The sequence below is a fragment of the Enterobacter cloacae complex sp. HYC074_NIDB genome, assembly GCF_056673345.1.
Map to the genome: position 1 here is coordinate 2,430,233 of NZ_CP114214.1, position 22,502 is coordinate 2,452,734.

Annotated in this window: 18 protein-coding genes and 2 pseudogenes; 9 read left to right on the plus strand and 11 right to left on the minus strand. The window is 57.6% G+C overall.

The window, feature by feature from the left end; all coding sequences use genetic code 11:
• Window positions 1–107: 107 nt before the first annotated feature.
• The 3 genes from O1724_RS11925 to O1724_RS11935 all read left to right on the plus strand — a co-directional run bounded on the left by O1724_RS11925 (window position 108) and on the right by O1724_RS11935 (window position 3,304).
• The gene (locus O1724_RS11925; RefSeq protein ID WP_023314167.1) at window positions 108–1,589 is read left to right on the plus strand and encodes a UbiD family decarboxylase; all 1,482 of its coding nucleotides are present in this window, start codon (window positions 108–110) and stop codon (window positions 1,587–1,589) included.
• Window positions 1,590–1,719: 130 nt separating this feature from the next.
• A complete protein-coding gene (locus tag O1724_RS11930; RefSeq protein ID WP_003857097.1) occupies window positions 1,720–2,007 on the plus strand; it encodes a VF530 family protein in 288 nt (95 codons plus the stop codon).
• Between the two features lie 7 nt (window positions 2,008–2,014).
• Window positions 2,015–3,304, plus strand: a complete 1,290-nt coding sequence (locus O1724_RS11935; protein WP_032658450.1) for a glycoside hydrolase family 10-like protein — start codon at window positions 2,015–2,017, stop codon at window positions 3,302–3,304.
• A 39-nt stretch (window positions 3,305–3,343) separates the two neighbouring features.
• On the opposite strand, the pseudogene dsbG reads toward O1724_RS11935, so the two are convergent.
• The 11 genes and pseudogenes from dsbG to O1724_RS11990 all read right to left on the minus strand — a co-directional run bounded on the left by dsbG (window position 3,344) and on the right by O1724_RS11990 (window position 16,310).
• Window positions 3,344–4,120 (minus strand): annotated as a pseudogene (gene dsbG / locus O1724_RS11940) (thiol:disulfide interchange protein DsbG).
• Between the two features lie 41 nt (window positions 4,121–4,161).
• Entirely contained in the window at window positions 4,162–4,719 is a 558-nt protein-coding gene (locus tag O1724_RS11945) for an RNA polymerase sigma factor (protein ID WP_170851368.1), read from the minus strand.
• Window positions 4,720–4,724: 5 nt separating this feature from the next.
• Window positions 4,725–5,138, minus strand: coding sequence for a hypothetical protein (locus O1724_RS11950; protein WP_015570500.1), 414 nt, complete (start codon window positions 5,136–5,138; stop codon window positions 4,725–4,727).
• A 189-nt stretch (window positions 5,139–5,327) separates the two neighbouring features.
• A complete protein-coding gene (locus O1724_RS11955) occupies window positions 5,328–6,878 on the minus strand; it encodes a methyl-accepting chemotaxis protein (RefSeq protein WP_126296805.1) in 1,551 nt (516 codons plus the stop codon).
• A gap of 95 nt (window positions 6,879–6,973) precedes the next feature.
• Window positions 6,974–7,990, minus strand: a complete 1,017-nt coding sequence (locus O1724_RS11960) for a LacI family DNA-binding transcriptional regulator (RefSeq protein WP_003857087.1) — start codon at window positions 7,988–7,990, stop codon at window positions 6,974–6,976.
• Between the two features lie 28 nt (window positions 7,991–8,018).
• Window positions 8,019–9,425, minus strand: a complete 1,407-nt coding sequence (locus tag O1724_RS11965) for a sucrose-6-phosphate hydrolase (RefSeq protein WP_058663453.1) — start codon at window positions 9,423–9,425, stop codon at window positions 8,019–8,021.
• Window positions 9,425–10,795, minus strand: coding sequence for a sucrose-specific PTS transporter subunit IIBC (locus O1724_RS11970; RefSeq protein ID WP_032609238.1), 1,371 nt, complete (start codon window positions 10,793–10,795; stop codon window positions 9,425–9,427). Before O1724_RS11970 ends, O1724_RS11965 begins: the two co-directional genes overlap by 1 nt.
• 66 nt (window positions 10,796–10,861) lie before the next feature.
• Window positions 10,862–12,379, minus strand: a complete 1,518-nt coding sequence (locus O1724_RS11975) for a carbohydrate porin (RefSeq protein ID WP_022651216.1) — start codon at window positions 12,377–12,379, stop codon at window positions 10,862–10,864.
• Window positions 12,380–12,550: 171 nt separating this feature from the next.
• Complete coding sequence (locus O1724_RS11980; protein WP_126296806.1) at window positions 12,551–13,447, minus strand: aminoimidazole riboside kinase; 897 nt, start codon at window positions 13,445–13,447, stop codon at window positions 12,551–12,553.
• An 88-nt stretch (window positions 13,448–13,535) separates the two neighbouring features.
• A pseudogene (locus O1724_RS11985) lies at window positions 13,536–14,747 on the minus strand (diguanylate phosphodiesterase).
• A gap of 87 nt (window positions 14,748–14,834) precedes the next feature.
• Window positions 14,835–16,310 carry an alpha/beta hydrolase gene (locus O1724_RS11990; protein WP_110115469.1) on the minus strand — a complete coding sequence of 492 codons (1,476 nt, stop codon included), beginning with the start codon at window positions 16,308–16,310 and terminating at the stop codon, window positions 14,835–14,837.
• Between the two features lie 266 nt (window positions 16,311–16,576).
• On the opposite strand from O1724_RS11990, the gene O1724_RS11995 reads away from it, so the two are divergent.
• The 6 genes from O1724_RS11995 to O1724_RS12020 are packed head-to-tail and all read left to right on the plus strand — an operon-like array spanning window position 16,577 to window position 22,486.
• Window positions 16,577–17,431, plus strand: a complete 855-nt coding sequence (locus O1724_RS11995; RefSeq protein ID WP_022651219.1) for a MurR/RpiR family transcriptional regulator — start codon at window positions 16,577–16,579, stop codon at window positions 17,429–17,431.
• A 12-nt stretch (window positions 17,432–17,443) separates the two neighbouring features.
• Window positions 17,444–18,016 carry a D-alanyl-D-alanine dipeptidase gene (ddpX, locus tag O1724_RS12000; protein WP_003857079.1) on the plus strand — a complete coding sequence of 191 codons (573 nt, stop codon included), beginning with the start codon at window positions 17,444–17,446 and terminating at the stop codon, window positions 18,014–18,016.
• 15 nt (window positions 18,017–18,031) lie between these two features.
• On the plus strand, window positions 18,032–19,564 hold the full coding sequence (locus tag O1724_RS12005; protein ID WP_022651221.1) for an ABC transporter substrate-binding protein: 1,533 nt from the start codon (window positions 18,032–18,034) through the stop codon (window positions 19,562–19,564).
• A gap of 23 nt (window positions 19,565–19,587) precedes the next feature.
• Window positions 19,588–20,610 (plus strand): ABC transporter permease, encoded by a 1,023-nt coding sequence (locus O1724_RS12010; protein ID WP_003857077.1) that lies wholly within the window; start codon window positions 19,588–19,590, stop codon window positions 20,608–20,610.
• Window positions 20,607–21,503 (plus strand): D,D-dipeptide ABC transporter permease, encoded by an 897-nt coding sequence (gene ddpC / locus O1724_RS12015; RefSeq protein ID WP_003857076.1) that lies wholly within the window; start codon window positions 20,607–20,609, stop codon window positions 21,501–21,503. The genes O1724_RS12010 and ddpC overlap by 4 nt, the downstream gene beginning before the upstream one ends.
• Window positions 21,500–22,486: an ABC transporter ATP-binding protein gene (locus tag O1724_RS12020; RefSeq protein WP_022651223.1), complete on the plus strand. Its 987-nt coding sequence runs from the start codon at window positions 21,500–21,502 to the stop codon at window positions 22,484–22,486. The genes ddpC and O1724_RS12020 overlap by 4 nt, the downstream gene beginning before the upstream one ends.
• Window positions 22,487–22,502 lie beyond the last annotated feature (16 nt).

Sequence of the window (22,502 nt, forward strand, 5' to 3'; positions counted from 1 at the left end):
CCTTTATTATTGATAATAAAATTCATATTAAAATAGCATAAATGATGCAATTGATAGCCCTCTTCGTCCGGTTAAGAATGGATGCATTCATCCGAGGGAGGAAAAATATGGAAAACCACATCAACGATCTCAGAAGTGCTATCGAACTGCTAAAACGCCATGAAGGTCAATACCTTGAAACCAGCCATCCGGTCGATCCTGACGCGGAGCTGGCGGGTGTGTACCGGCATATTGGTGCTGGCGGCACGGTAAAACGTCCTACGCGCATTGGCCCGGCGATGATGTTTAACGCTATTAAGGGATACCCCGACTCCCGTATTCTGGTCGGAATGCACGCCAGCCGCGAGCGGGCGGCGCTCCTGTTGGGCTGCGAACCCTCTGAACTGGCAAAACATGTCGGCCAGGCCGTGAAAAACCCGATTGCTCCCGTTGTCGTCCCGGCGGCCCAGGCGCCGTGTCAGGAACAGGTGTTTTATGCCGACAATCCGGACTTCGATCTGCGTAAATTGCTTCCGGCACCGACCAACACGCCGATAGATGCCGGTCCGTTCTTCTGTCTGGGGCTGGTGCTGGCAAGCGATCCGGAAGATGCCTCACTGACCGATGTCACTATTCACCGTCTCTGCGTTCAGGAGCGCGATGAGCTCTCCATGTTTCTTGCCGCGGGCCGCCATATTGAAGTGTTCCGTAAGAAAGCCGAGGAGGCGGGTAAACCGTTGCCGGTCACGATCAATATGGGTCTCGATCCCGCTATCTATATTGGCGCCTGTTTCGAAGCCCCTACCACGCCCTTCGGCTACAACGAGCTGGGTGTCGCCGGCGCGTTACGTCAGACCCCCGTCGAGCTGGTGCAGGGTGTGGCCGTAAATGAAAAAGCGATAGCGCGTGCGGAAATTATCATCGAAGGCGAACTGCTGCCGGGCGTGCGTGTAGAAGAAGATCAGCATACCCACACCGGGCACGCGATGCCGGAATTTCCCGGCTACTGCGGGGAGGCTAACCCCTCCTTACCGGTAATCAAAGTGAAGGCCGTCACGATGCGTCATCAGGCGATCCTGCAAACCCTGGTAGGACCGGGCGAAGAGCACACCACGCTGGCCGGTTTGCCAACGGAGGCCAGCATCCGTAATGCGGTGGAAGAAGCCATCCCCGGTTTTCTGCAAAACGTCTATGCGCATACCGCTGGCGGCGGCAAGTTCCTTGGCGTATTGCAGGTGAAAAAACGCCAGCCCTCTGACGAAGGGCGTCAGGGTCAGGCGGCTCTCATTGCGTTAGCCACCTATTCCGAGCTTAAAAACATTATTCTCGTCGACGAAGATGTGGATATTTTCGACAGCGACGACATCTTGTGGGCGATGACGACCCGTATGCAGGGCGATGTCAGCATCACCCATCTGCCGGGGATCCGCGGACACCAGCTCGATCCGTCTCAGGCGCCGGACTACAGCCCCTCCATTCGTGGCAACGGGATCACCTGCAAAACGATTTTCGACTGTACGGTGCCCTGGGCGCTGAAGTCCCGCTTTGAGCGTGCGCCCTTTATGGAGGTAGACCCAACGCCGTGGGCACCTGAACTGTTTAAAAAATAGCGTTAACCGGAAAATCTTCTTCACCCTTCACGGGTGAAGAACCTCACGCTGAAATTGCCGCGTCCCCTGCTTTCTTGTAACCTTTGAGCGTTTATCACATCCCCATAAAAAATGAGACTACCGGACGCCTATGACAGCACATGTTTCCAACGATCCTTTGCATGGCGTAACCCTCGAAATGCAGGTTAACGCGCTGGTTGCGCGATATGGCTGGAATGAACTGGGCAACCGAATCAAAATCAACTGTTTTCGCAAGGACCCGAGTGTTAAATCGAGTCTGAAGTTCCTGCGCCGCACCCCATGGGCGCGGGCGGAAGTTGAAGCCCTCTACCTCGACTCCCTTCACGATGACGGTAACGGGGAACAGGACGAACCGGCGTTTAATCCCTGGACGGATAGCCGGACACCCAGGAGCTAACACGCAAATGATGCGACACGTAAAACGGACTGGCGCGCTGCTTGGCTGCGCGCTTTTACTGGTAAGTTGCACTTCCAAACCACCTAAATCACTCGTAACCCCGCTGCCGCAGGCGAAACCTGTACAGCAGACTAACGAACCCATGCGCGGGATCTGGCTGGCGACCGTCTCCCGTCTCGACTGGCCTCCCGTTTCATCGGTGAATGGCCGTAGCGCGGACCAGCGCATCGCCCAGCAACAGCGGGCGTTGACGGACAAGCTCGATAAGCTGAAAAATCTTGGGATCAACACCGTCTTCTTTCAGGTAAAACCGGACAGTACGGCGCTGTGGGCTTCTAAAATACTGCCCTGGTCAGATACCCTGACGGGGACTATCGGGGAAGATCCCGGTTACGATCCGCTTCAGTTTATGCTGGATGAAGCGCACAAGCGCGGGATGAAGGTTCATGCCTGGTTTAACCCATACCGCGTTTCCACCAACACGAAGCCGTCGACCATCGCCGCGCTTAACCGCACCTCGTCGCTTCATCCTTCGAGCGTGTACGTCCTGCATCCGGAGTGGATCCGCACCTCGGGGGATCGTTTTGTTCTCGACCCGGGCATTCCCGAGGTGCGGGACTGGATAACCCAGGTGGTGATGGAAGTGGTAAATCATTACCCTGTCGACGGCGTTCAGTTCGATGACTATTTTTACACCGAGACGCCGGGCTCCCCCCTGAATGATGCCTGGACCTTCAGGCGCTATGGCGAAGGATTTGCGTCAAAAGCGGACTGGCGTCGACACAATACGCAGCAGTTGATTGTGCAGGTCTCCAGGGCGATCAAGCAGGCTAAACCTGAGGTCGAATTTGGCGTCAGCCCGGCGGGGGTCTGGCGCAATCGCTCCTTCGACCCGGCAGGCTCGGACACGCGCGGCGCCGCAGCCTATGATGAATCCTACGCTGACACGCGCAAATGGGTACAGCAGGGATTACTGGATTACATTGCGCCGCAGATCTACTGGCCCTTCGCCCGCGACGCGGCACGTTACGATGTGCTGACAAAATGGTGGGCTGACGTGGTGAAACCAACCCATACCCGTCTGTATATCGGGATCGCGTTCTACAAAGTGGGCGCGCCTTCCAGAAACGAACCGGACTGGACGGTGAACGGCGGCGTACCGGAGCTGAAAAAACAGCTCGACCTCAATGATTCACTGCCAGACGTTAAGGGCACCATCCTGTTCCGTGAAGACTATCTTAACCAGCCGCAGACGCAGGAAGCAGTAAATTACCTCCGGGGACGCTGGGGTAGTTGACTGAAAAAAGGCAGAAACGTCCTGTTTCTGCCTTTCTTTTTACGGCTTCGGTCCGAACATTGCCTCAAGCTGTTTTGCATCTGGCATACCCACGACCTGTTGCAGTTCGTTTTGCTCATTCAGGTAATAAATAGCCGGTGTGGCATTCGCGCCGAGACTGTCCATGAGCGTCTGGTGATTTTGCAGGATCTCAACGGTTTCCCGGGACGCAGCTCCTTCAGGTTTCGGCAGCTTTTTACCGCCGGACAGCTCGTACGCTTTCCAGGCCGACACCGGATCTTTCGCATTCAGGATCGCGGAGGCGTTACGCCCGCTGTTCGGGTTAAGAAACGCAACCAGCAGCGTGTTGAGCTGGACCTTGCCAGCCTTCACCCACGGCTGCGCTTCAGCCCAGAACTGCTTGCAGTACGGGCAGTACGGGTCGGCAAAGACGAAGACTTTGCGCGGGGCACTCTCCGCGCCCTCCTTCAGGGGATGCGCCGCATTGAGCTTTTTCCACATCTCGCGGCCCATCGGGGCGTAGATCTATTTCTGGAAAAAGGCCTCGCTGAGGTTGGTTCCCTTCTCATCATACAGATAGCCAGACACGACGTGCTTTCCGTCAGGGGTCAGAAAGAGCGTCACGCCCATGTCCTGATATTGCCCCAGCCACGCTGGCGCGCCGCCGGGGGCGTCAATTTTCTTAATGATCTTGATGTCCTGCTGTTCACTGAAGTGCTTCACCACATCCGGAAGCGACTCCTCTGCGCTGACCAGCCCCGAAACCATCAGAGCAGAGAGTAACAGCACCTTTTTCTTTGCTAACCGTTGAAGCATAACGACCCCTCTAAAATATTGTTTTTCAGAGTGGTCGAAGTTTATTGCCCTGTCAACGCTTCATAAATATCCTTGAGGCGACTACGCAAAAATCGCACGGCTTTGTGTTTACGGGATAATAACGCCTGCACACTGTCGCCTGTTTCCTCTGCCAGCACCTTCATGCTGTAGCCCTCAAATTCCGTTTTTTCAAACACCTCGCGCTGAGGTGGCGGCAGTTCCGACAGGGCTTGCCCCAACTCTTCCCATAGCAGCATGTTGAGATACTCCTCTTCCGGCGTTTGCGGTACGCCGAATAACGTTTCTGCAATCTCCTGCTCCGGAAAGTCCTCGTCATCTGCTGTCAGGTACCCCGGCAGTGAAACCTCGTGCTTTTTTCGCGCCCGGTCGATCATCTCATTTCGTGCGGCGCGAAACAGCCAGGCGGCGACGTTCTCGACCGGTTGTTCCACTTTCATCAACTGCCAGGTCACTTCCTGAAGAATATCATCGACATCATCACGAACCGCAGTCCTTCCGCGAATGAAGGCTTTTAGCCGCCTGCGGCAGGCATTGAGTGCCGAGATCAGTAATGATTCCCCCGCCTCACCGGCTTTCATATCGCTCACTCGGCTTCCGGCGCTTTCGCACCGTTATCATCTCGTTTTTCATCCCGGCCATCGTGCCATCGGCAATGACCATGGCGACCAAATCCCGCCCGACGCTGCTGAATGAAGGCCTCACGTTGTTCGGGGCTCATATTCATCCATTGTTCGTGCATACGGCGGTGCGCACCGAACATACCGGGACGGAAACCCAGCCCACCGAAAAGAATGCGGCTCAGCAGCAGGATCCCCAGCGCCTGCCAGAAGCCAATGGCTTTAACCCCCAGGATGGCCGGGAGCAACGCGTTCCACAGGGACATGACCAGCAGGCCAAGCACCACGAACAGGACTGCGCCAATCACGATGCCCTTACCCATACGATGGCGGCCCAAACCACGCCCGTGACCTTTTCCGTGCATATCAAAATTTCTCATGTGTGCCTCGTTTATGTTGAATGATTATGGTCTCTGATGAGGTAGACGGATGAGAAACAGAAATATTGCCGGGGAAAGAGAAAATTTATGTGATAGCGGCGTTGTATGGATAACAGTATTGGCTGAAGGAGATTGTGCAGCGGCTGAATACAAACATTAAAAAGGCTCCCTCGGGAGCCTCTCTGAACATCACGCCGTAGCAGGCAAACTAAAGCGCGAGATACTTTGGGACAGCTGCTGCGCCTGCTCCTCCAGCGAGGCCGCGGCGGCGGCGGATTGCTGCACCAGCGCCGCGTTCTGCTGGGTCACACCGTCCATCTCCGTTACGGCCTGCCCAACCTGACCAATCCCGCGGCTCTGCTCTTCTGAGGCAACCGAAATCTGTTCCATCAGCGTATGCACTTTATTCACAGAGCTGATAATAGAATCAATCACCTCTCCCGAACGATTCACCAGTTGTGCACCGTTTTTCACGCTGGAAACAGACTGGGCGATAAGGCTTTCGATATCTTTCGCCGCCACCGCGCTTTTTTGTGCCAGGGTGCGCACTTCACTTGCTACCACTGCAAATCCTCGCCCCTGCGCGCCAGCACGCGCCGCTTCAACGGCCGCGTTTAGCGCCAGAATATTAGTCTGGAAAGCAATGCTGTTGATGACGCTGGTGATGTCTTCAATACGCTTCGAATTGGACGCGATAGTATTCATCGTTTCGATGACTTCACGGGTTACCGCTTCACCGGTATGGGCATTTTTCACGGCATCCTGCACCAGCTTACCGGCCTGGAAAACGTTGTCGGTGTTATTCGCCACCGTCGCGCTCAGCTCTTCCATGCTGGCGGCCGTCTGGGTCAGGGCCGAAGCCTGTTGCTCTGTACGGGAGGCCAGGTCGATATTGCCGGAGGCAATTTCCTGCGCCGCATGCGTCACGGTGTGGCTTGCGTCGCGCACCTGAGAAATGGTGGAGAGCAGCGCCTGGCGCATCTGCTCCATCGAGGACATCAGGTGATTGATTTCATTCCCGGAATCACGCTTGATCGGTACCGGTACGTCCAGCTTCCCGGCCGCAATCTGGCGACAGTGCTCGCGCGCCAGGTTCACCGGCGCAAAGACCACGCGTTTCATCAGCAGGCTGACGGCGAAGATAACCACCACGAACAGCACCGCAATGCAGGCGATAATAACCAGACCCGACACGAAATTATGACTCGCATCCTCGTTCAGCGTTTTGGCGTACTTCTGGTGAACGGAGAGAACCTGATCGAGCACAATTTCATATTGGCGATCGAGTTGAGACACCACGGGAATAAGAGCGTTGAACCGCGACACATCGTGAGCGGCGGCAGCGGCAATCAGCGGTGCCAGTCCCTGGTTACGGTAGTTTTGCCACGCCTCCTGGTAGGCAGTGACCAGCGGGGCTTCTTCCTGCAAACGCGGCGAGGCCATAAACGCCGAAAATGCACTATCGGCTTTGGTCAGCGCCTCTTTAACCGAGGCCAGTTTCGCAGACGGGTCGGTAGCGTCCCCCGCTTCCACCATTTTCACATACTCCATAACCCTGACGCGCAGGGTTCGGCTGTGGTTAATGGGATCAATAATGGACAGGACAACCTGAATTTCTTTGTTCACATTATCCAGCGAAGTATTACTTTTAATGATGAGCCCAACGCTGGTGATAGTGCTGGCCACAAAGAAGAAAAGCAGGGAAAACAGGATAATCAGGGATGATTTTTTCAACGACATAACACACCTCAGGGATATAATTTCCCTTTGGTTATCGGCTGAATCCAATCTTTAATTAATTAAAGTTATATATGTACCCCTCATACGTTACCCTGTCACTCCACGGCCTTGTATCGCCGTTGCAGGGTGGCATCCAGCTTACGCTGGATCGGCTCCGGCGTTTCCCCTTCAATCAGTTTGCCAATCAGATCAAAGCAGTGCCAGGCGAGCTGGCGGTTATCCTGACGAACGGTATCGACAGGAATGGTCAGAGAATCATAGAGATAGTGATCGTCAAAGCTGGCCAGACGCATATCGCTTTGCAGCAGATTATGTTGCCCCATATAGCGCAACACCCCTTCCAGCAGACCGCAGGCGGCGGTAAAAAGGGCTTTTGGCGGGCGGCCCAGGCGTGCGCAAAGCTCGGCAAACATTTCGTAGCCGGAGCTCGGATGGTAATTACCATGAATGATCCACTCCGGACGTAACTCGACGCCAGCGTCACGCAGCCCCTGCTTAAACCCTTCAAGACGGTCACGTGTCGGGGAAAGCCGCGGCTGACCGCCGAGGAAGTAGAACTCATCCGGATGCTGGCGCGCGATGTCGGCCACCAGTGTGGCGGTTGGGGTAATTGAATCGGTGAGGACCAGCGGCAGAGTACTGTCGTTCATATGACGGTCAAAAAGCACAACGGGCAACTGTTCGCTCAGCTTTTGATAGTCCGCGTCGTTGAGCATGCTGGAGGCGACAATCAGCCCGTCCACCTGGCGGGCCACCATGTTATTGACCACCACCGTCTCCTGGCCCGGATTTTCATCGCTACAGGAGATCAGCAGCTGAACACCCGCCTCGCGGCAGAGGGTCTCCAGCTCATGAGAAAAAACGGCAAACCCGTAGTTGGTGATTTCCGGCACCACCAGACCAATGGTGTGGCTGCGGTTATCCCGCAGCGAACGGGCGTGAATACTGGGCTGATAATGATGTTCTTTGGCAATCGCCAGCACGCGCTCGCGTGTCTCCTCCGCCACCCGAAGCTCTTTGCTGCGGCCGTTCAGCACCAGGCTGGCGGTGGCTTTTGATACCCCCGCGAGCTCCGCGATATCTTTAATGGTGACGCGTTTTGTTTTTCTCACAACGACTTAGATCCGGCTGCCAAAACCTCTATTCTATCATGCAGCTGCGCAGCGACCAGTAGCGTAATGTGATGTCGGACGCACCTTCGAAGCGTACCTGGGCCGGATGGTCAGGAAAATAGCGGCTGCTCATGACGCCTTCACCGTGATTGATGAAAATTTCGACGCTGGAACGGTCACACAGCACGCGTAAATGATGAACAGTGCCCTGCCAGTAGCGGGTCAGCGTGTCTGCGGTTTTCAGACTGGCGCGTTCCAGACGGATCCCCGCATCATCCACAATCAGTCGCAACGCGCCGGCAAAATCCACGTTGACGCACGAGGCGCTCAGTTCGAACTCAAGACGCGCTCCCGCCAGCACCGGGGCATCGCTGGCGCGTCCCTGCCAGTGGTGTTCATCCTCGCGCAGCGTTTCCAGCTCACGGACCGGGGTCTGCCAGAGCTTACCGTCGCGGTAGCGCAGCTCGCGAGGACAGGTCATCTGGTGGATCCAGCCGTGCGCCCGCGTAGGCTGGAGCATCTCTTCGCCGTCCGGCACGCCCATCCAGCCGATGAGGAGGCGGCGGCCATCTTCTGCCACCGTGGTTTGCGGCGCGTAAAATTCGAATCCGGCGTCAAGCTCATGCAGCTCGCCGTGCGTAAATGCAGGCGTTTGATAATCAAAGGCCCCGCTCATCCAGACGGCCGGATAGGTGTTGAGATAGCGATGCGGTTCGCGCGCCAGCCCCTGCGGGCAGCAGATCAAGACGTGTGTGCCATCAAGCGCAAACAGATCCGGGCACTCCCACATATAGCCCGCGTCCGTGAGTCCGTTGACGCCGTGACCGGCGATTTCGCCGCAGGGCGCCCAGGTGTGTAAATCGGCTGACGTAAACAGCAGCACCTTGCCGCGCTTATACCGATCCTGCGCCCCGAGCACCATGTACCACTGCCCGTCATGGCGCCACACTTTCGGATCGCGGACGTGCCCGGTATACCCGTCCGGCAGAGGCAACACCGGTCCCAGTTTGGCAAACGTGCCGTCGTCATTTTGCACCGCCAGACACTGCCAGGCGGTGCGGCCGCCATCGTCAAACTTAACGTTGCCGGTATAGCACAGGGTCAGCACGCCGTTGTTATCCACGGCGCTGCCGGAGTAACAGCCGTTGCGGTCATACTCTTCGTCAGGCATCAGCGCCATTGGCTCGTGCTGCCAGTGCACCAGATCTGCTGAGCTCCAGTGTCCCCAGCACTTGTAGCGATGATCGCAGCCCAGCGGGTTCCACTGATAAAACAGATGATAGCGTCCGGCAAACCAGATAAAGCCGTTCGGATCGTTCATCAGCCCCGTCACCGGCGCGGGATGCCATTGCGGATAGTGGCTGTCCGCCAGCGCACGCGGCTGGCCTTGCATCACGGCCTGCAACACGGCAGGCCAGCGGGAAGGTAAGGTCATTATTCAGAGTCCGTCTTATATTTCAGCAGCAGAGAGACGGTGAACGCCACGCCAAAGGCAATCACCATGCCGATAATATAGTTGAGCAGCGAGCTGGCCTGAACGATAGCCATACCGGGAATCGCGGTCAGGCCAACGGCGGTCATGTAGACATGCACCGACACCACCCAGGCACCGCCCGCCGCACCACCGATCAGCGCCGCGATAAACGGCTTCACAAAACGCAGGTTGATGCCAAAAATTGCCGCTTCGGTGATGCCCAGCATCGCGGAAAACGCCGACGGTAAGGTAATGGCTTTGATTTTAGCATCGCGGGTTTTGAACCACACCGCCAGACACGCCCCGCCCTGCGCCACGTTCGCCATCGCCCAGATCGGCAGCAGGAAGTTAACGCCAATCGACGGATTACCCAGCAGTCCGGCTTCAATGGCGTGGAAGCTGTGGTGAATGCCGGTAATGACAATCACCGAATAGAGCCCACCAAACAACAGCCCGGCCAGCCAGCCCGCGTGGGCAATCAGGGTGCTAAGAATGAAGGAGATCCCGTCGCCCAGCGCGCGTCCCGCCGGACCAATAATCAACAGCGCGATAAAGCCGGAGATAATGACGGTCAGGAACGGCGTCAGGATCAGATCTAACGCATCCGGTATTGCCCGGCGCAGCTGTTTTTCCACAATGCTCATAAACCACACCGCCAGCAGCACCGGGAAGACGGTTCCCTGATAGCCAATCATGGCGATTTCAAGACCGAAGAAGTTCATGGTGTGGAAGCCGGACGCTACGCCCCAGGCGTTGGTCAGCGCCGGATGAGTCAGGATGCCGCCGAGCGTTGCCCCCAGATACGGGTTGCCGCCAAACTCCCGCGCGGCGGTGAAGCCAATCAGGATCGGCAGAATAATAAACGCCGCCGAGCTGCACATATCCAGCATGATATAGAGCGCGTTATCCGGATTAACCCAGCCGTAGGTTTTAACCATCCCCAGCAGGCCCATCAGCAGACCCGAGGCCACGATCGCCGGGATAATCGGCACGAAGATGTTGGAGAGCAGACGCGCGATACGCTGGAACGGGTTCAGCTTGCGGGCCGCAATATCCGCCGCTTCCGATTTACTGGACTCGCTAATTCCTGCCGCCTGAATAAACGCGGCGTAAACCTTATTCACCACCCCGGTGCCGAAGATCACCTGCATCTGCCCGGCGTTGCGAAAACAGCCTTTCACGCCTTCAACCTTGCCGATAGCCTGCTGGTCGGCAAGCGCATCATCGACCAGCACCAGACGAAGGCGCGTGGCGCAATGTGCCGCGCTGGCAATGTTCTCTTTGCCACCGAGCAGCGGAATCAGCTCGCGCGCAATATGATTAAAATCCATAGATACCTCTTCCTGACCTCTTTTTATGGTGTTTGAAACGCCCCCGCGATGCGGGAGCGTGAAGGGTTAAAACCAGGTTTCCATCTGCACCCCAAAGTTCCATTCCCCGCCCGCGTTAAAGCCGCTGCTGCCAAAGGCGTCATCGCTGGCGTAGTTATCCAGCTTGCTGCTCCAGTCCATCCAGGTGGCGAACAGACGCAGCTCCGGACGGCTGAAGAAATCGCCAATCTTGCCCGCCTTTAACGTCGGGGCGAAGGTCAGCTTGTAGAAGCTACCGTTAACCGCATTGCGATCCTTGTAGCCTTCCGGGCTTAAATCCATGTACTGATAGCTGCCCTCGAACGCGAGGGCGAAATTCTGGGTCACCTCTTTGATCAGACGCGTGTTGAGCGTGACCCACTCATAGCTGTCGCCCTTCACGTAGCGGTCTTTACTGCTTTGCGCCAGCACGGCGGGCGCAATGTGCCAGCCACCGCCCAGAGGCGTGACACCGTAACTAGCAAAACGCCAGGTATCGGCTTCTGACAGCAGCGCGCCGTCTGAACCAATGCTTTTCACCTCGGCGCCCAGACCGTGGCCGTAAAGGAGCGCCGTTTTGGCGGAACCTTCCCGCAGGCCGTAGAAGCTCTCGTTATGCAGACCAACCAGCGCATGTACTCCGTTATTGGCCGCGTCGGTTTTAATCGGATCGCCGTTGCTGTCCTTACGGTCGTCGTTATCTTTTGCCCGTAAGCCGCTGACCATCATCTGCACCGGCCCGGCGAAGTGATTCATGCTGAGGATGTAGTTCTGAACGTTGTTGTCGATCTCCTCTTCGCTGCCGAAGTTACGGCCATAAAGGGAGAAGTTACTGCGCAGCGTATCGTTCCACTTCACGTCGTAGACGCCGCCACCGGTCCCGGCGAGAAATACTACGTCGGAATCCAGCCAGTGAATGTCGAAGTTGTCGCGGTCAAAACGCTTACCCGCCCAGAAGGTGCTGCCCTTCAGCGCGCCGGTAAAGTCCGGCAAATCGCCCAGCTCGGCAAAGGCCTGACGAATGTTCAGGTCGCTGCTGTCTGCCGACCAGTCGTTATAGGTTTTCTGACCGTCGGCCAGCATCGCCTTAAAGCGCGTCGTCGCGCCATTCTCCAGCGTCTGTTTGTGCTCAACATTCAGCTCAACGTAGGTATCCGCTTCGTTCCCCAGACGCCCGATGGCCCCGCCCGTTTCCCCGGCGGGCGTCAGATAAGGGCCGCTTTTGCTGCTGGAGGCCGCGTCGTTCATCAGCAGGCCGGAACGGGCGTAACCGTGAAATTCAAAACCGCCTGTCCGGTCGGCTTTTTCTTCCAGCACCGTGGTGCGTTGCGCCACCGCCTGTGTGGAGGTTTGCGCTTCGTGCTGCGCAGCCACCAGCAGCTGTGTTTTCTGTTCCGCTGCCGTGGCGCGCTTTTCAGCAACCTGCGCGCGGGTTTCCGCCTCCTGCAAACGCTGCTCCAGCGCCGCCAGGCGCGCTTCGATACGGGTCATATCCGTCTGGGCAAAAACAGAGGTACTGCCGGCCAGCATGCCTATCATCACGGCAAGTCTGCGTTTTTTATACATTTTGTCGCATCCCTAATAACTATCGGTGAAAGTGCTAAATTGCTAAACCGGTTTAGGCTGGTGATACTAAACCGTTGAATTTTAGATCGGCAATGTTTTTTGCTAAACCGTTTTAGTAAGTGTGATCGAGGCGACAATTCAGGCCGCCGAATGGTGGCCTGGAGAGGTGAATTACAGTTCGTGATGATAAGGCAGCGCGGTCATTGCCCCTTTTGCGGTTGTCGCCAGCGCCCCACAGCGCTGCGCTAACGTGATGACCTCTGAGAGACGGGCCTGGCCATAACGTGCCAGACCGAACAGTAGCCCTGCGACGAAAGCATCCCCCGCGCCAGTGGTATCAATGCATTCCACGGGTGATGCAGCATAGTGTGTCAACGCGCCTTCCTGCCAGGCGGTGACGCCCTCTTTTCCCTGCGTTACCAGCACCAGCCTGGCCGGACAGGTGCGCATCAGCGCCGCCAGCCCCTCATGGACCTGCGCATTTCCGGTTAAGAACGCCAGCTCTTCCACCGAGATTTTCACCACATCTGCACAGGCTAATACCCGTTCAAGACACTGACGCAGCTCGACTTCATCGTGCCAGAGATCGGCGCGAATATTGGGATCAAAGCTGACGAATCCCCCCGCCTGTCTGATCGCGGCCATCGCCAGAAACGTCGCGGAACGGCTGGGTTCGGCGCTGAGCGCGATAGAGCAGACGTGCAGCCACTCCCCGGCGCGGAATGGCGGGAGATCGGCAGCGTCGAGGAATAAATCAGCGCTCGGGCGAACCATAAAGGTAAAGGAACGTTCACCGTCGTTATCGAGATCCACCACCACCGTGGAGGTGCGATGCTGCGGATCCAGCCGCAGCCATTCTGTATTAACCTGCTCATCCGCAAGCGTTTTTTGCATAAAATGCCCGAAGGGGTCGTCGCCCACCCGGCCTATAAAGGCGCTTCTGCCGCCCAGACGCGCTACCCCTACCGCGACGTTGGCCGGTGCGCCGCCAGGACATTGCAGCAGTTTGCCCTCTCCGTCGGGCAACAGATCCACCACTGCATCGCCAAGTACCCAGATCGTCTCCATATCACCTCCTTAGCTAAATCATGTTAAACCGGTTTAGCTATTTAAGCACAGGCAGGGTGTCGGGGAAATATGGCGAGGGAAAATTTGCTTAACCCACCCGATGGGGCCAGTGGATATCACCCACGCCATTGAGCTGCGGGCGGGCGAACAAAAAGCCCTGGAAGCGGCGAATACCGGCGTATTCAAGCCAGCACCACTCTTCTATCTTCTCAATGCCTTCTGCGACCAGCGTAATCTCCAGATCGGTGCAGCAGCTGATTATCGACTTCACAATCGCCTGCTTGGGCCCGCTCAGGTGGATATCGCTGACGATCTCTCTGTCGATTTTGAGTTTATCCGGCTGGAACCGCGTGAGCAGCGAAAGACCAGCATAGCCGGAACCAAAATCATCTATCGCCAGCCCAACCCCTTCCGCCCGCAGCTGTTTAATCGCGCTGTTAAACTGGTTGAAGCCTGAAATCATCTCGTTCTCAGTGACTTCAATGATCACCTGCTCCGGCTGTAGATTGTGCTTTTTGATCTGCGTTACCAGGAACTCTACCGCGCCCGGCACGTTAACCAGCGACATTGGCAGCAGGTTCACCGCCAGTTTGTGGCTGCCGATGCCGAGCTTTTGCGCCAGCGCAAAGGTCCAGGCTTTGGTTTGCAGGTCGACTTCGTAAATCAGTTCACGATCGAGACTACGGAAGAAATGCTCCGGGCTGCCGCCGTCGTTTCCGCGTATAAGCGCTTCGAGAGAACTGATCTTGCCTTCGGACGGCTCGACAATGGGTTACAGCGCAAACTGGCAGGGCTGTCCCGCCAGCAGACCTAACCCTTTACCAAACGGCGCGCGCTCTCGCGAAAGCGTCCATTTATCGGGCTCATAGTCCGAAGCGGGTGGGATAGCGGTTTTACCGGTGATAAAGGTCTGAATGAATTTGAAGACCCGATCCTCAGAAGTCAGATAACTTTCCAGCTTGCTGTAATGCAGAACCGACGCCAGAACCGCTTTCGGGGTCTGAACGTCCAGGTCAAACAGCAGCATTCCCACGTCTTCGAAACGTCTGCGCGGGCCGTAATCGCGCATCAGCTCCACTACGCCGGTATGCCGGTCATCAGCACGGATGGAGTTAAAAAGCGCGACGACGCGCTGTTCCGTGCCTTCGAGAATTTGCAGAACGTCACGTCCACGGGAGAGAAGAATGCCTGAGATGCCCTGCTCCGTGTTACGGATCCTGGCCTGTTCAACCAGCGCGCTTAACGCTGCGGAGGTGCAGGTTAAGCTCAGCTGGCTTCGATAAATGAGAGTTGTCAGCACAGAAACGGGGTCCGGTATGGGGTATACGCCTGAACGGTACTGTTTAACACAGTTCCCCGGTGTGACCTAATCTATTCCACGTTGGGCTTAATTATCACCGATACGGCTGTCGATCCGCGTCTGCATATAGTCGTAGAACGGATTCGACGTCACGCGCATCAGCGCATCTTTGCCGACGCTCAGAACCGATGTTTCTCCCCACAGGGCTATCGTCCCGAGGCTGATACCGTAGCGGTTTTTCACCGCAGGATGGCGGCCATACAGATCGTCATCAGGCGGGAACGGAATAGCAACATGCGACAGGGAATAAACCTCCTGCGGATACGCGACCGACAGCGGCATCACCGTTTCCCGGGTGCTGCCCGCTGGCGTTGTCTTTGCCACCATATCAAACCTGTCGGGGCTGGCATTGGTCACAATTGTGACACTGTAACGTCTTTTTGCCTCCGGCAGCAGGTCAGCCACCGCCGTCCAGGATGATGGCCTGAACAGTGGACGGAAACTCCCGGCCTGGTTGATATCAAAAACCACCAGTTCGCTGCCGTTTGCCGGAAGCTGGTCAAACAGCCCGCTGACCACGGCGCGGGTACTGACCGTTGAATCCATGACCGACTGGAAAGCAAGTATCGGCGGAAGCTGCGCCAGTTTGTGATCATGAACACCGCGATTTATCTGCTCATGCAGCGCCTGGGTAAGCAGCCAGGACTGACGTGCCGCATTCACCGGGAACGAATTGTATTTATAAGGATTATATTCTGGCGAAATGTTGAGCCACGCGGCTTTGGCAAACGCCGGTAACATAGCCGGTAGCCCGGCGAATCCGGCAAAGCGCGCAAACGCCGTGACGCCAATCATCGGTGAGAGCAAAACGATCTGCTCAGGTTGACGCAGTGCAGGCGCATCAAGGGCGTCGAGGGCATATTTCATCGCCAGCGCCCCGCCGTTGGAGTAGCCCACCAGATGCAGGGGGAGATCGTTCCCCGTCAGGCGTGTCGCTTCACGAACCGCGAGGCGCGTTGCCGCCAGCCACGCCTCCCAGTCAACGTCTGTCAGCGCGCCCGGTGCCGTGCCGTGTCCGGGCAAACGAGGCACTACGGCCACAAAGCCGTGCTTTTGATAATTCTCTGCCAGATGCCTGACGCTGTAGGGCGAATCCGTCAGACCGTGCAGCAATACCACCCCCCCGCGCGGCTTTCCGGCAGGCATCAGCACGAACGACCGGTTTGCATCCGGGGAAAAGTGTCCTGGCCACACCAGGCTCTGGCGGTAATAACGGTTCAGCGGCGTGCGCTCTGCGGGGGTGACTTTCGCCGTCACCTCAGCGTCGAGAGCGGTGAAGATGGCGTTTTCCCGCGCGACATACGCTGCGAAGGTCGCGTTATCCATCTCCTGCACAGACATTTCATCAGCCCGCCAGGTGTGCCAGTGATGCAGGGCTGGCCCCTGCTGCGAAAGATAAACCCGCACCGAAAGCAGAACGAGCACAATGATCCCGATGACCATCGCTATTTTTTTTGCGAGAGCCATCAGGCGCACGCTGACCCGCCAGGGCAAATTCGCCATGTAAGGCTCCCTCTTTTTTCCCAGAGCTTTCATCTTACCAAAAAATGTGAAGAGGCTGACGTATTCACCAAATAGATACCCTTCAGCCTGCACACTGCACCAAAAGTGAACTACGCTGCACAAATGTTGATCACCTGTTAAACAAATATTGCATTAACTTTGCTGCACAGCGCGTTTTCGCCGCAATGTGAACATGGCACGCGTCCTGCATTGTTAATCCGGTAACAGAAACCCGGCCTTTGACAGCCAGTTAACAGCGAGGCGGTATGACGACCAAACCTGAGGTGTTGAGCCGTATCGAAGCGACCTTTAGCCAGCTCACCCCAAGCGAAAAGCGGGTGGCAAGCTGGATGCTGGCGCACGTCGGGCAGATCCCCTTTGAAACGGCAGAGAGCGTGGCGCTGGCCACGGCCACCAGCGGGATCACCGTCGGACGCTTTCTGCGCAAGCTGGGCTACCGCAACCTGGACGACGCCAAAAAAAGCCTGCGCGATCCCCACCAGCCCTGGGGCATTAACGAGCGTCTCGACTCCTGGAAGCAGCAACAGCCGCTGTCGGATCGCCTTCAGAACTCCCTGTCGCTGGAGGTGGACGCCATTGCCCATGTCTACCAGCTGGCGCAAAGCGAAACGTTCAGGCAGGTGGTCCAGCAACTTACCCATGCCGACGCCGTTTTCGTGCTGGGGATCCAGTCCACGCGCGGGATCGCCAATGCGTTCTTCAGCCATCTGGAGTATCTGCGCCCGCGGGTGAGCTATTCAGAAGGGCTCTCCGGTAGCTGGGTGGAGTCGCTTAACTCCGGATTTGCGAACCCGTATATCGTGCTGACGGATACCCGCGCCTACTCCGCCATTGCCCGCCAGTACTGCCGCGTGGCGAGCGAAAAAGGCCTGGCGATGGCGCTGATCACCGATATCTGGTGCCCGTGGGCGCGGGATTACCCGATTGATTTACTCCAGGTGAAGACCGATACCGGCCATTTCTGGGATTCGCTGGCGCCGGTGAGCTGTCTGTTCAACCTGCTGCTGTCGGGCGTTGTGGAGGCGCTGGGGGATGCGCTGCCGGAACGTCTGGCAATCAACCGACAACTACAACAAGAGTTTGGTCAATTTGAACGCTAAAGGAGCGGAGCTATGCCTGAAGAGAGTCAACTGATTGATGTGGCGAAAACCTTTCCCACGCTGCATATCGATCTGAAATACGCGACCGCCGATAACATCACTGGCCGCCCGATCTACCAGCACGCCGCGTGCCTGTTGCATACGGATGCCGCCACCGCGCTGGCGAAAGCGATCGGCATCGCCGCGCTGGCCGGTCTGAAGCTGGTGGTTTACGACGCCTACCGCCCCCAGCAGGCGCAGTCGCAACTCTGGGATGCCTGCCCCAATCCGGAATACGTGGTGGATGTCGCAATTGGCTCTAACCACAGCCGGGGCACCGCCATTGACGTCACGCTGATGGATGAACACGACAACGTGCTGGATATGGGCGCCGGGTTTGACGAAATGCACGACCGTTCTCATGCCTGGCACCCTTCCGTTCCGCCTGAGGCGCAGCGAAATCGTCTGCTCCTGAACGCCGTTATGTACGGCGGCGGTTTTGTGGGCATCAGCAGCGAATGGTGGCATTTCGAACTGCCGAATGCCGCCAGCTACCCGCTGTTAGATGACCAGTTCGCCTGTTATCCGACCACACACTCACTGTAATTCTGGAGCCCCGCCATGAAAACAACGCTGCTTACAACCCTGATTGCCGCTACGCTCACCCTGAGCGCCCCTCTCGCGCTGGCGGCGGTGCCAAAAGATATGCTGGTGATTGGGAAAGCTGCCGATCCGCAAACGCTGGATCCGGCGGTCACTATCGATAACAACGACTGGACGGTGACCTACCCCTCGTACCAGCGTCTGGTGAAATACAAGCCTGGCACCACGGAGGTGGAAGGCGATCTGTCGACGGGCTGGAAGGCGTCTGACGACCAGAAAGAGTGGACGTTCACCCTGGCAGATAATGCAAAATTCTCCGACGGCACGCCGGTGACCGCCGAAGCGGTCAAGCTGTCGTTTGAACGTCTGCTGAAAATTAACCAGGGACCTTCCGAAGCGTTCCCGAAAGATTTGAAAGTGGACGCGGTGGATGAGCATACGGTGAAATTCACCCTCAGCCAGCCGTTCGCCCCGTTCCTCTACACGCTGGCCAATGACGGCGCGTCGATCGTCAACCCGGCGGTGCTGAAAGCCAATGCCGCCGACGACGCTCGCGGTTTCCTGGCGCAAAACACCGCGGGTTCCGGACCGTTTATGCTGAAAAGCTGGCGGAAAGGTCAGCAGCTGGTGATGGTGCCCAACCCACACTGGCCGGGTGAAAAGCCGCACTTCAAGCGTGTCTCGGTGAAGATTATCGGTGAAAGCGCCTCGCGTCGCCTGCAACTTTCCCGTGGCGATCTGGATATCGCCGACGCCCTGCCGGTGGATCAGCTTGCCGCTCTGAAGCAGGAAGGCAAAGTGGCCGTGGCGGAATACCCGTCCCTGCGGGTGACCTACCTCTATCTGAACAACAGTAAGCCTCCGATGAATCAGGTGGATTTGCGCCGCGCGGTCTCCTGGGCGACCGATTATCAGGGGATGGTGAAAGGCATTCTCAGCGGGAACGGCAAGCAGATGCGCGGCCCGATCCCGGAGGGCATGTGGGGCTTTGATGCGAACGCCATGCAGTACAGCTTTGACGAGGCCAAAGCCAAAGCGGCGCTGGAAAAAGTCAACGATAAACCCGCCAGCCTGACGTTCCTCTACTCCGATAACGACCCGAACTGGGAGCCTATCGCCCTCTCCACGCAGGCGAGCCTGGGCAAGCTGGGGATTAACGTCAAGCTCGAGAAACTGGCGAACGCCACCATGCGCGACCGCGTCGGCAAAGGTGATTATGACATTGCGATTGGTAACTGGAGCCCGGACTTCGCTGACCCGTACATGTTCATGAACTACTGGTTCGAATCGGACAAAAAAGGGCTGCCGGGTAACCGCTCATTCTATGAGAACAAAGAGGTCGATGCGCTGTTGCAGGCGGCACTGAAAACCACCGATCAGGCGGAGCGCACCAAAGATTACCAGCAGGCGCAGAAAGTGGTGATTGACGAGGCGGCTTACGTTTATCTGTTCCAGAAGAACTATCAGCTGGCGATGAACAAAGAGGTCAAAGGCTTCACCTTTAATCCGATGCTTGAGCAGGTCTTTAACATCGCCACCATGAGTAAGTAACGGCCCACGCCGGGGGGAAGTGTATGACGTTCTGGAGCATTGTGCGCCAGCGCTGCTGGGGGTTAATCCTGGTGGTGGCCGGTGTCTGTATTATTACTTTTATTATTTCACACCTGATCCCCGGCGATCCGGCCCGCCTGCTGGCCGGTGACCGCGCCAGCGATGAAATCGTGCAGGGCATCCGCCAGCAGCTGGGGCTGGATCAACCGCTCTATATTCAGTTTGGCCGCTATGTAGAGGCGCTGGCGCATGGCGATCTGGGCACATCCATTCGCACCGGTCGCCCCGTTGCGGAAGATTTGAAAGCCTTTTTCCCCGCCACGCTGGAACTGGCCTTCTGCTCTTTGCTGCTGGCCCTGGTGATTGGCGTGCCGCTGGGCATTTTATCGGCGGTGTACCGTAACCGCTGGCTGGATCACCTGGTGCGACTGATGGCGATGACCGGCATCTCGACGCCTGCCTTCTGGCTGGGACTGGGTGTTATCGTTCTGTTCTACGGGCAACTGCAAATTCTGCCCGGCGGCGGCAGGCTGGACGACTGGCTCGATCCGCCCGCCCACGTTACCGGTTTTTATCTACTGGACGCTCTGCTGGAAGGCAACGGCGAGGTGTTTTTCAACGCCCTACAGCACCTGATTCTCCCCTCCCTGACCCTGGCCTTTGTGCATCTGGGTATTGTGGCGCGTCAGGTACGTTCCGCGATGCTGGAGCAACTGAGCGAGGATTATATTCGTACCGCCCGCGCGAGCGGGTTGCCGGGGTGGTACATCGTGCTGCGCTACGCCTTACCCAACGCCATGATCCCCTCCATTACCGTGCTCGGGCTGGCGCTGGGCGATCTGCTGTACGGGGCAGTCCTTACCGAAACCGTGTTTGCCTGGCCGGGAATGGGAGCCTGGGTGGTGACCTCCATTCAGGCGCTGGACTTCCCTGCCGTCATGGGCTTCGCGGTCGTGGTATCGCTGGCCTATGTCTTCGTCAATCTGGTGGTGGATCTGCTGTATCTGTGGATCGACCCGCGAATCGGGCGCGGAGGTGCCGAATGATGTTAACTCAGGAAACGCCCGTCCCTGTCAGCACCGCTAAACAGCGCATTAACTGGGCAAAGCTATTCTGGATGTTACGCAAAAGCCCGCTCACGCTGATCGGCGGGGTGATTATGATCGTGATGCTGCTGATGATGATGGTCTCGCCGTGGATAGTCCCGCACGATCCGAATGCGCTGGATCTGACCGCGCGATTGCAGGCGCCTTCAGCCCAGCACTGGTTTGGCACCGATGAGGTGGGCCGGGATCTGTTCAGCCGCGTGCTGGTGGGCAGCCAGCAGTCCATCACGGCGGGGCTGGCGGTGGTGGTGATTGCGGGCGGCATCGGTTCTCTGCTCGGCTGTTTGTCCGGCGTACTCGGCGGACGCGGCGACGCCATCATTATGCGTATCATGGACATTATGCTCTCCATCCCCTCGCTGGTGTTGACGATGGCGCTGGCCGCCGCGCTCGGCCCAAGCCTGTTTAACGCGATGCTGGCGATTGCGATTGTACGCATTCCGTTTTACGTGCGGCTGGCACGCGGGCAAACGCTGTTGGTGCGCCAGTTCACCTACGTGCAGGCCGCCCGCACCTTTGGCGCATCGCGCTGGCACCTGATCAGCTGGCATATCCTGCGTAACGCCCTGCCGCCGCTGATCGTACAGGCGTCGCTGGATATCGGCAGCGCCATTCTGATGGCCGCCACGCTGGGCTTTATTGGATTAGGCGCGCAGCAGCCGACCGCCGAATGGGGCGCGATGGTGGCCGTGGGGCGTAACTACGTGCTTGACCAGTGGTGGTACTGCGCGTTTCCGGGGGCGGCAATTCTGATCACGGCGGTTGGGTTTAATCTGTTTGGCGATGGTCTTCGCGACCTGCTGGATCCCAAATCAGGAGGGAAGCAGTCATGAGTGATTCCGTATTATCGATTGAAGATTTGCATCTGAGCTTCCCCATTTTTCGCGGTGACGTCCACGCGCTCAACCACGTCTCGCTGGAGATTGGCCGGGGTGAAATTGTCGGCGTGGTGGGCGAATCCGGCTCGGGAAAATCGGTCACCGCGATGCTGGCGATGCGCCTGCTGCCGGAAGGCAGTTACCATGTTCACCATGGCCGGGTCACCCTGCTCGGGGAAGATGTCCTGAACGCGTCGGAAAAACAGCTTCGTCAGTGGCGCGGCGCCAGGGTGGCGATGATTTTTCAGGAGCCGATGACGGCGCTTAACCCTACGCGCCGGATTGGCAGACAAATGGTGGAGGTGATCCGCCAGCATCAGTCGCTTTCCCGCCGCGACGCGCAGCAGAAGGCGATCGCCCTGCTGGGCGAGATGCAAATCCCGGATGCGGCACAGGTGATGGATCGCTATCCGTTTGAGCTTTCCGGCGGCATGCGCCAGCGGGTGATGATCGCCCTTGCCTTCTCCTGCGAGCCGGAGCTGATCATTGCCGATGAGCCGACCACCGCGCTGGACGTGACCGTTCAGCGTCAGGTGCTGCGGCTACTGAAACACAAAGCGCGCGCCAGCGGGACGTCGGTGCTGTTTATCAGTCACGATATGGCGGTGGTGTCGCAGCTTTGTGACCGGATGTACGTTATGTACGCGGGCAGCGTGATCGAAAGCGGCAGCACGCAGACTTTGATCCACCATCCTGTACACCCCTATTCGATTGGCCTGCTGCGGTGTGCCCCGGAAAATGGTGAACCGCGCGAGATCCTCCCGGCCATTCCCGGCACGGTGCCTAACCTCAGCCACCTCCCGCGCGGATGTGCCTTTCGCGAACGCTGTTTTGCTGCCGGGGCGAAATGCAGCGAAACGCCACGCTTAATTTCCACGGGCGCAGAAGGCCAACAGGCTGCCTGCTGGTACCCACAACAGGAGAGACGACATGTCTGAGGTACTGCTGGAACTG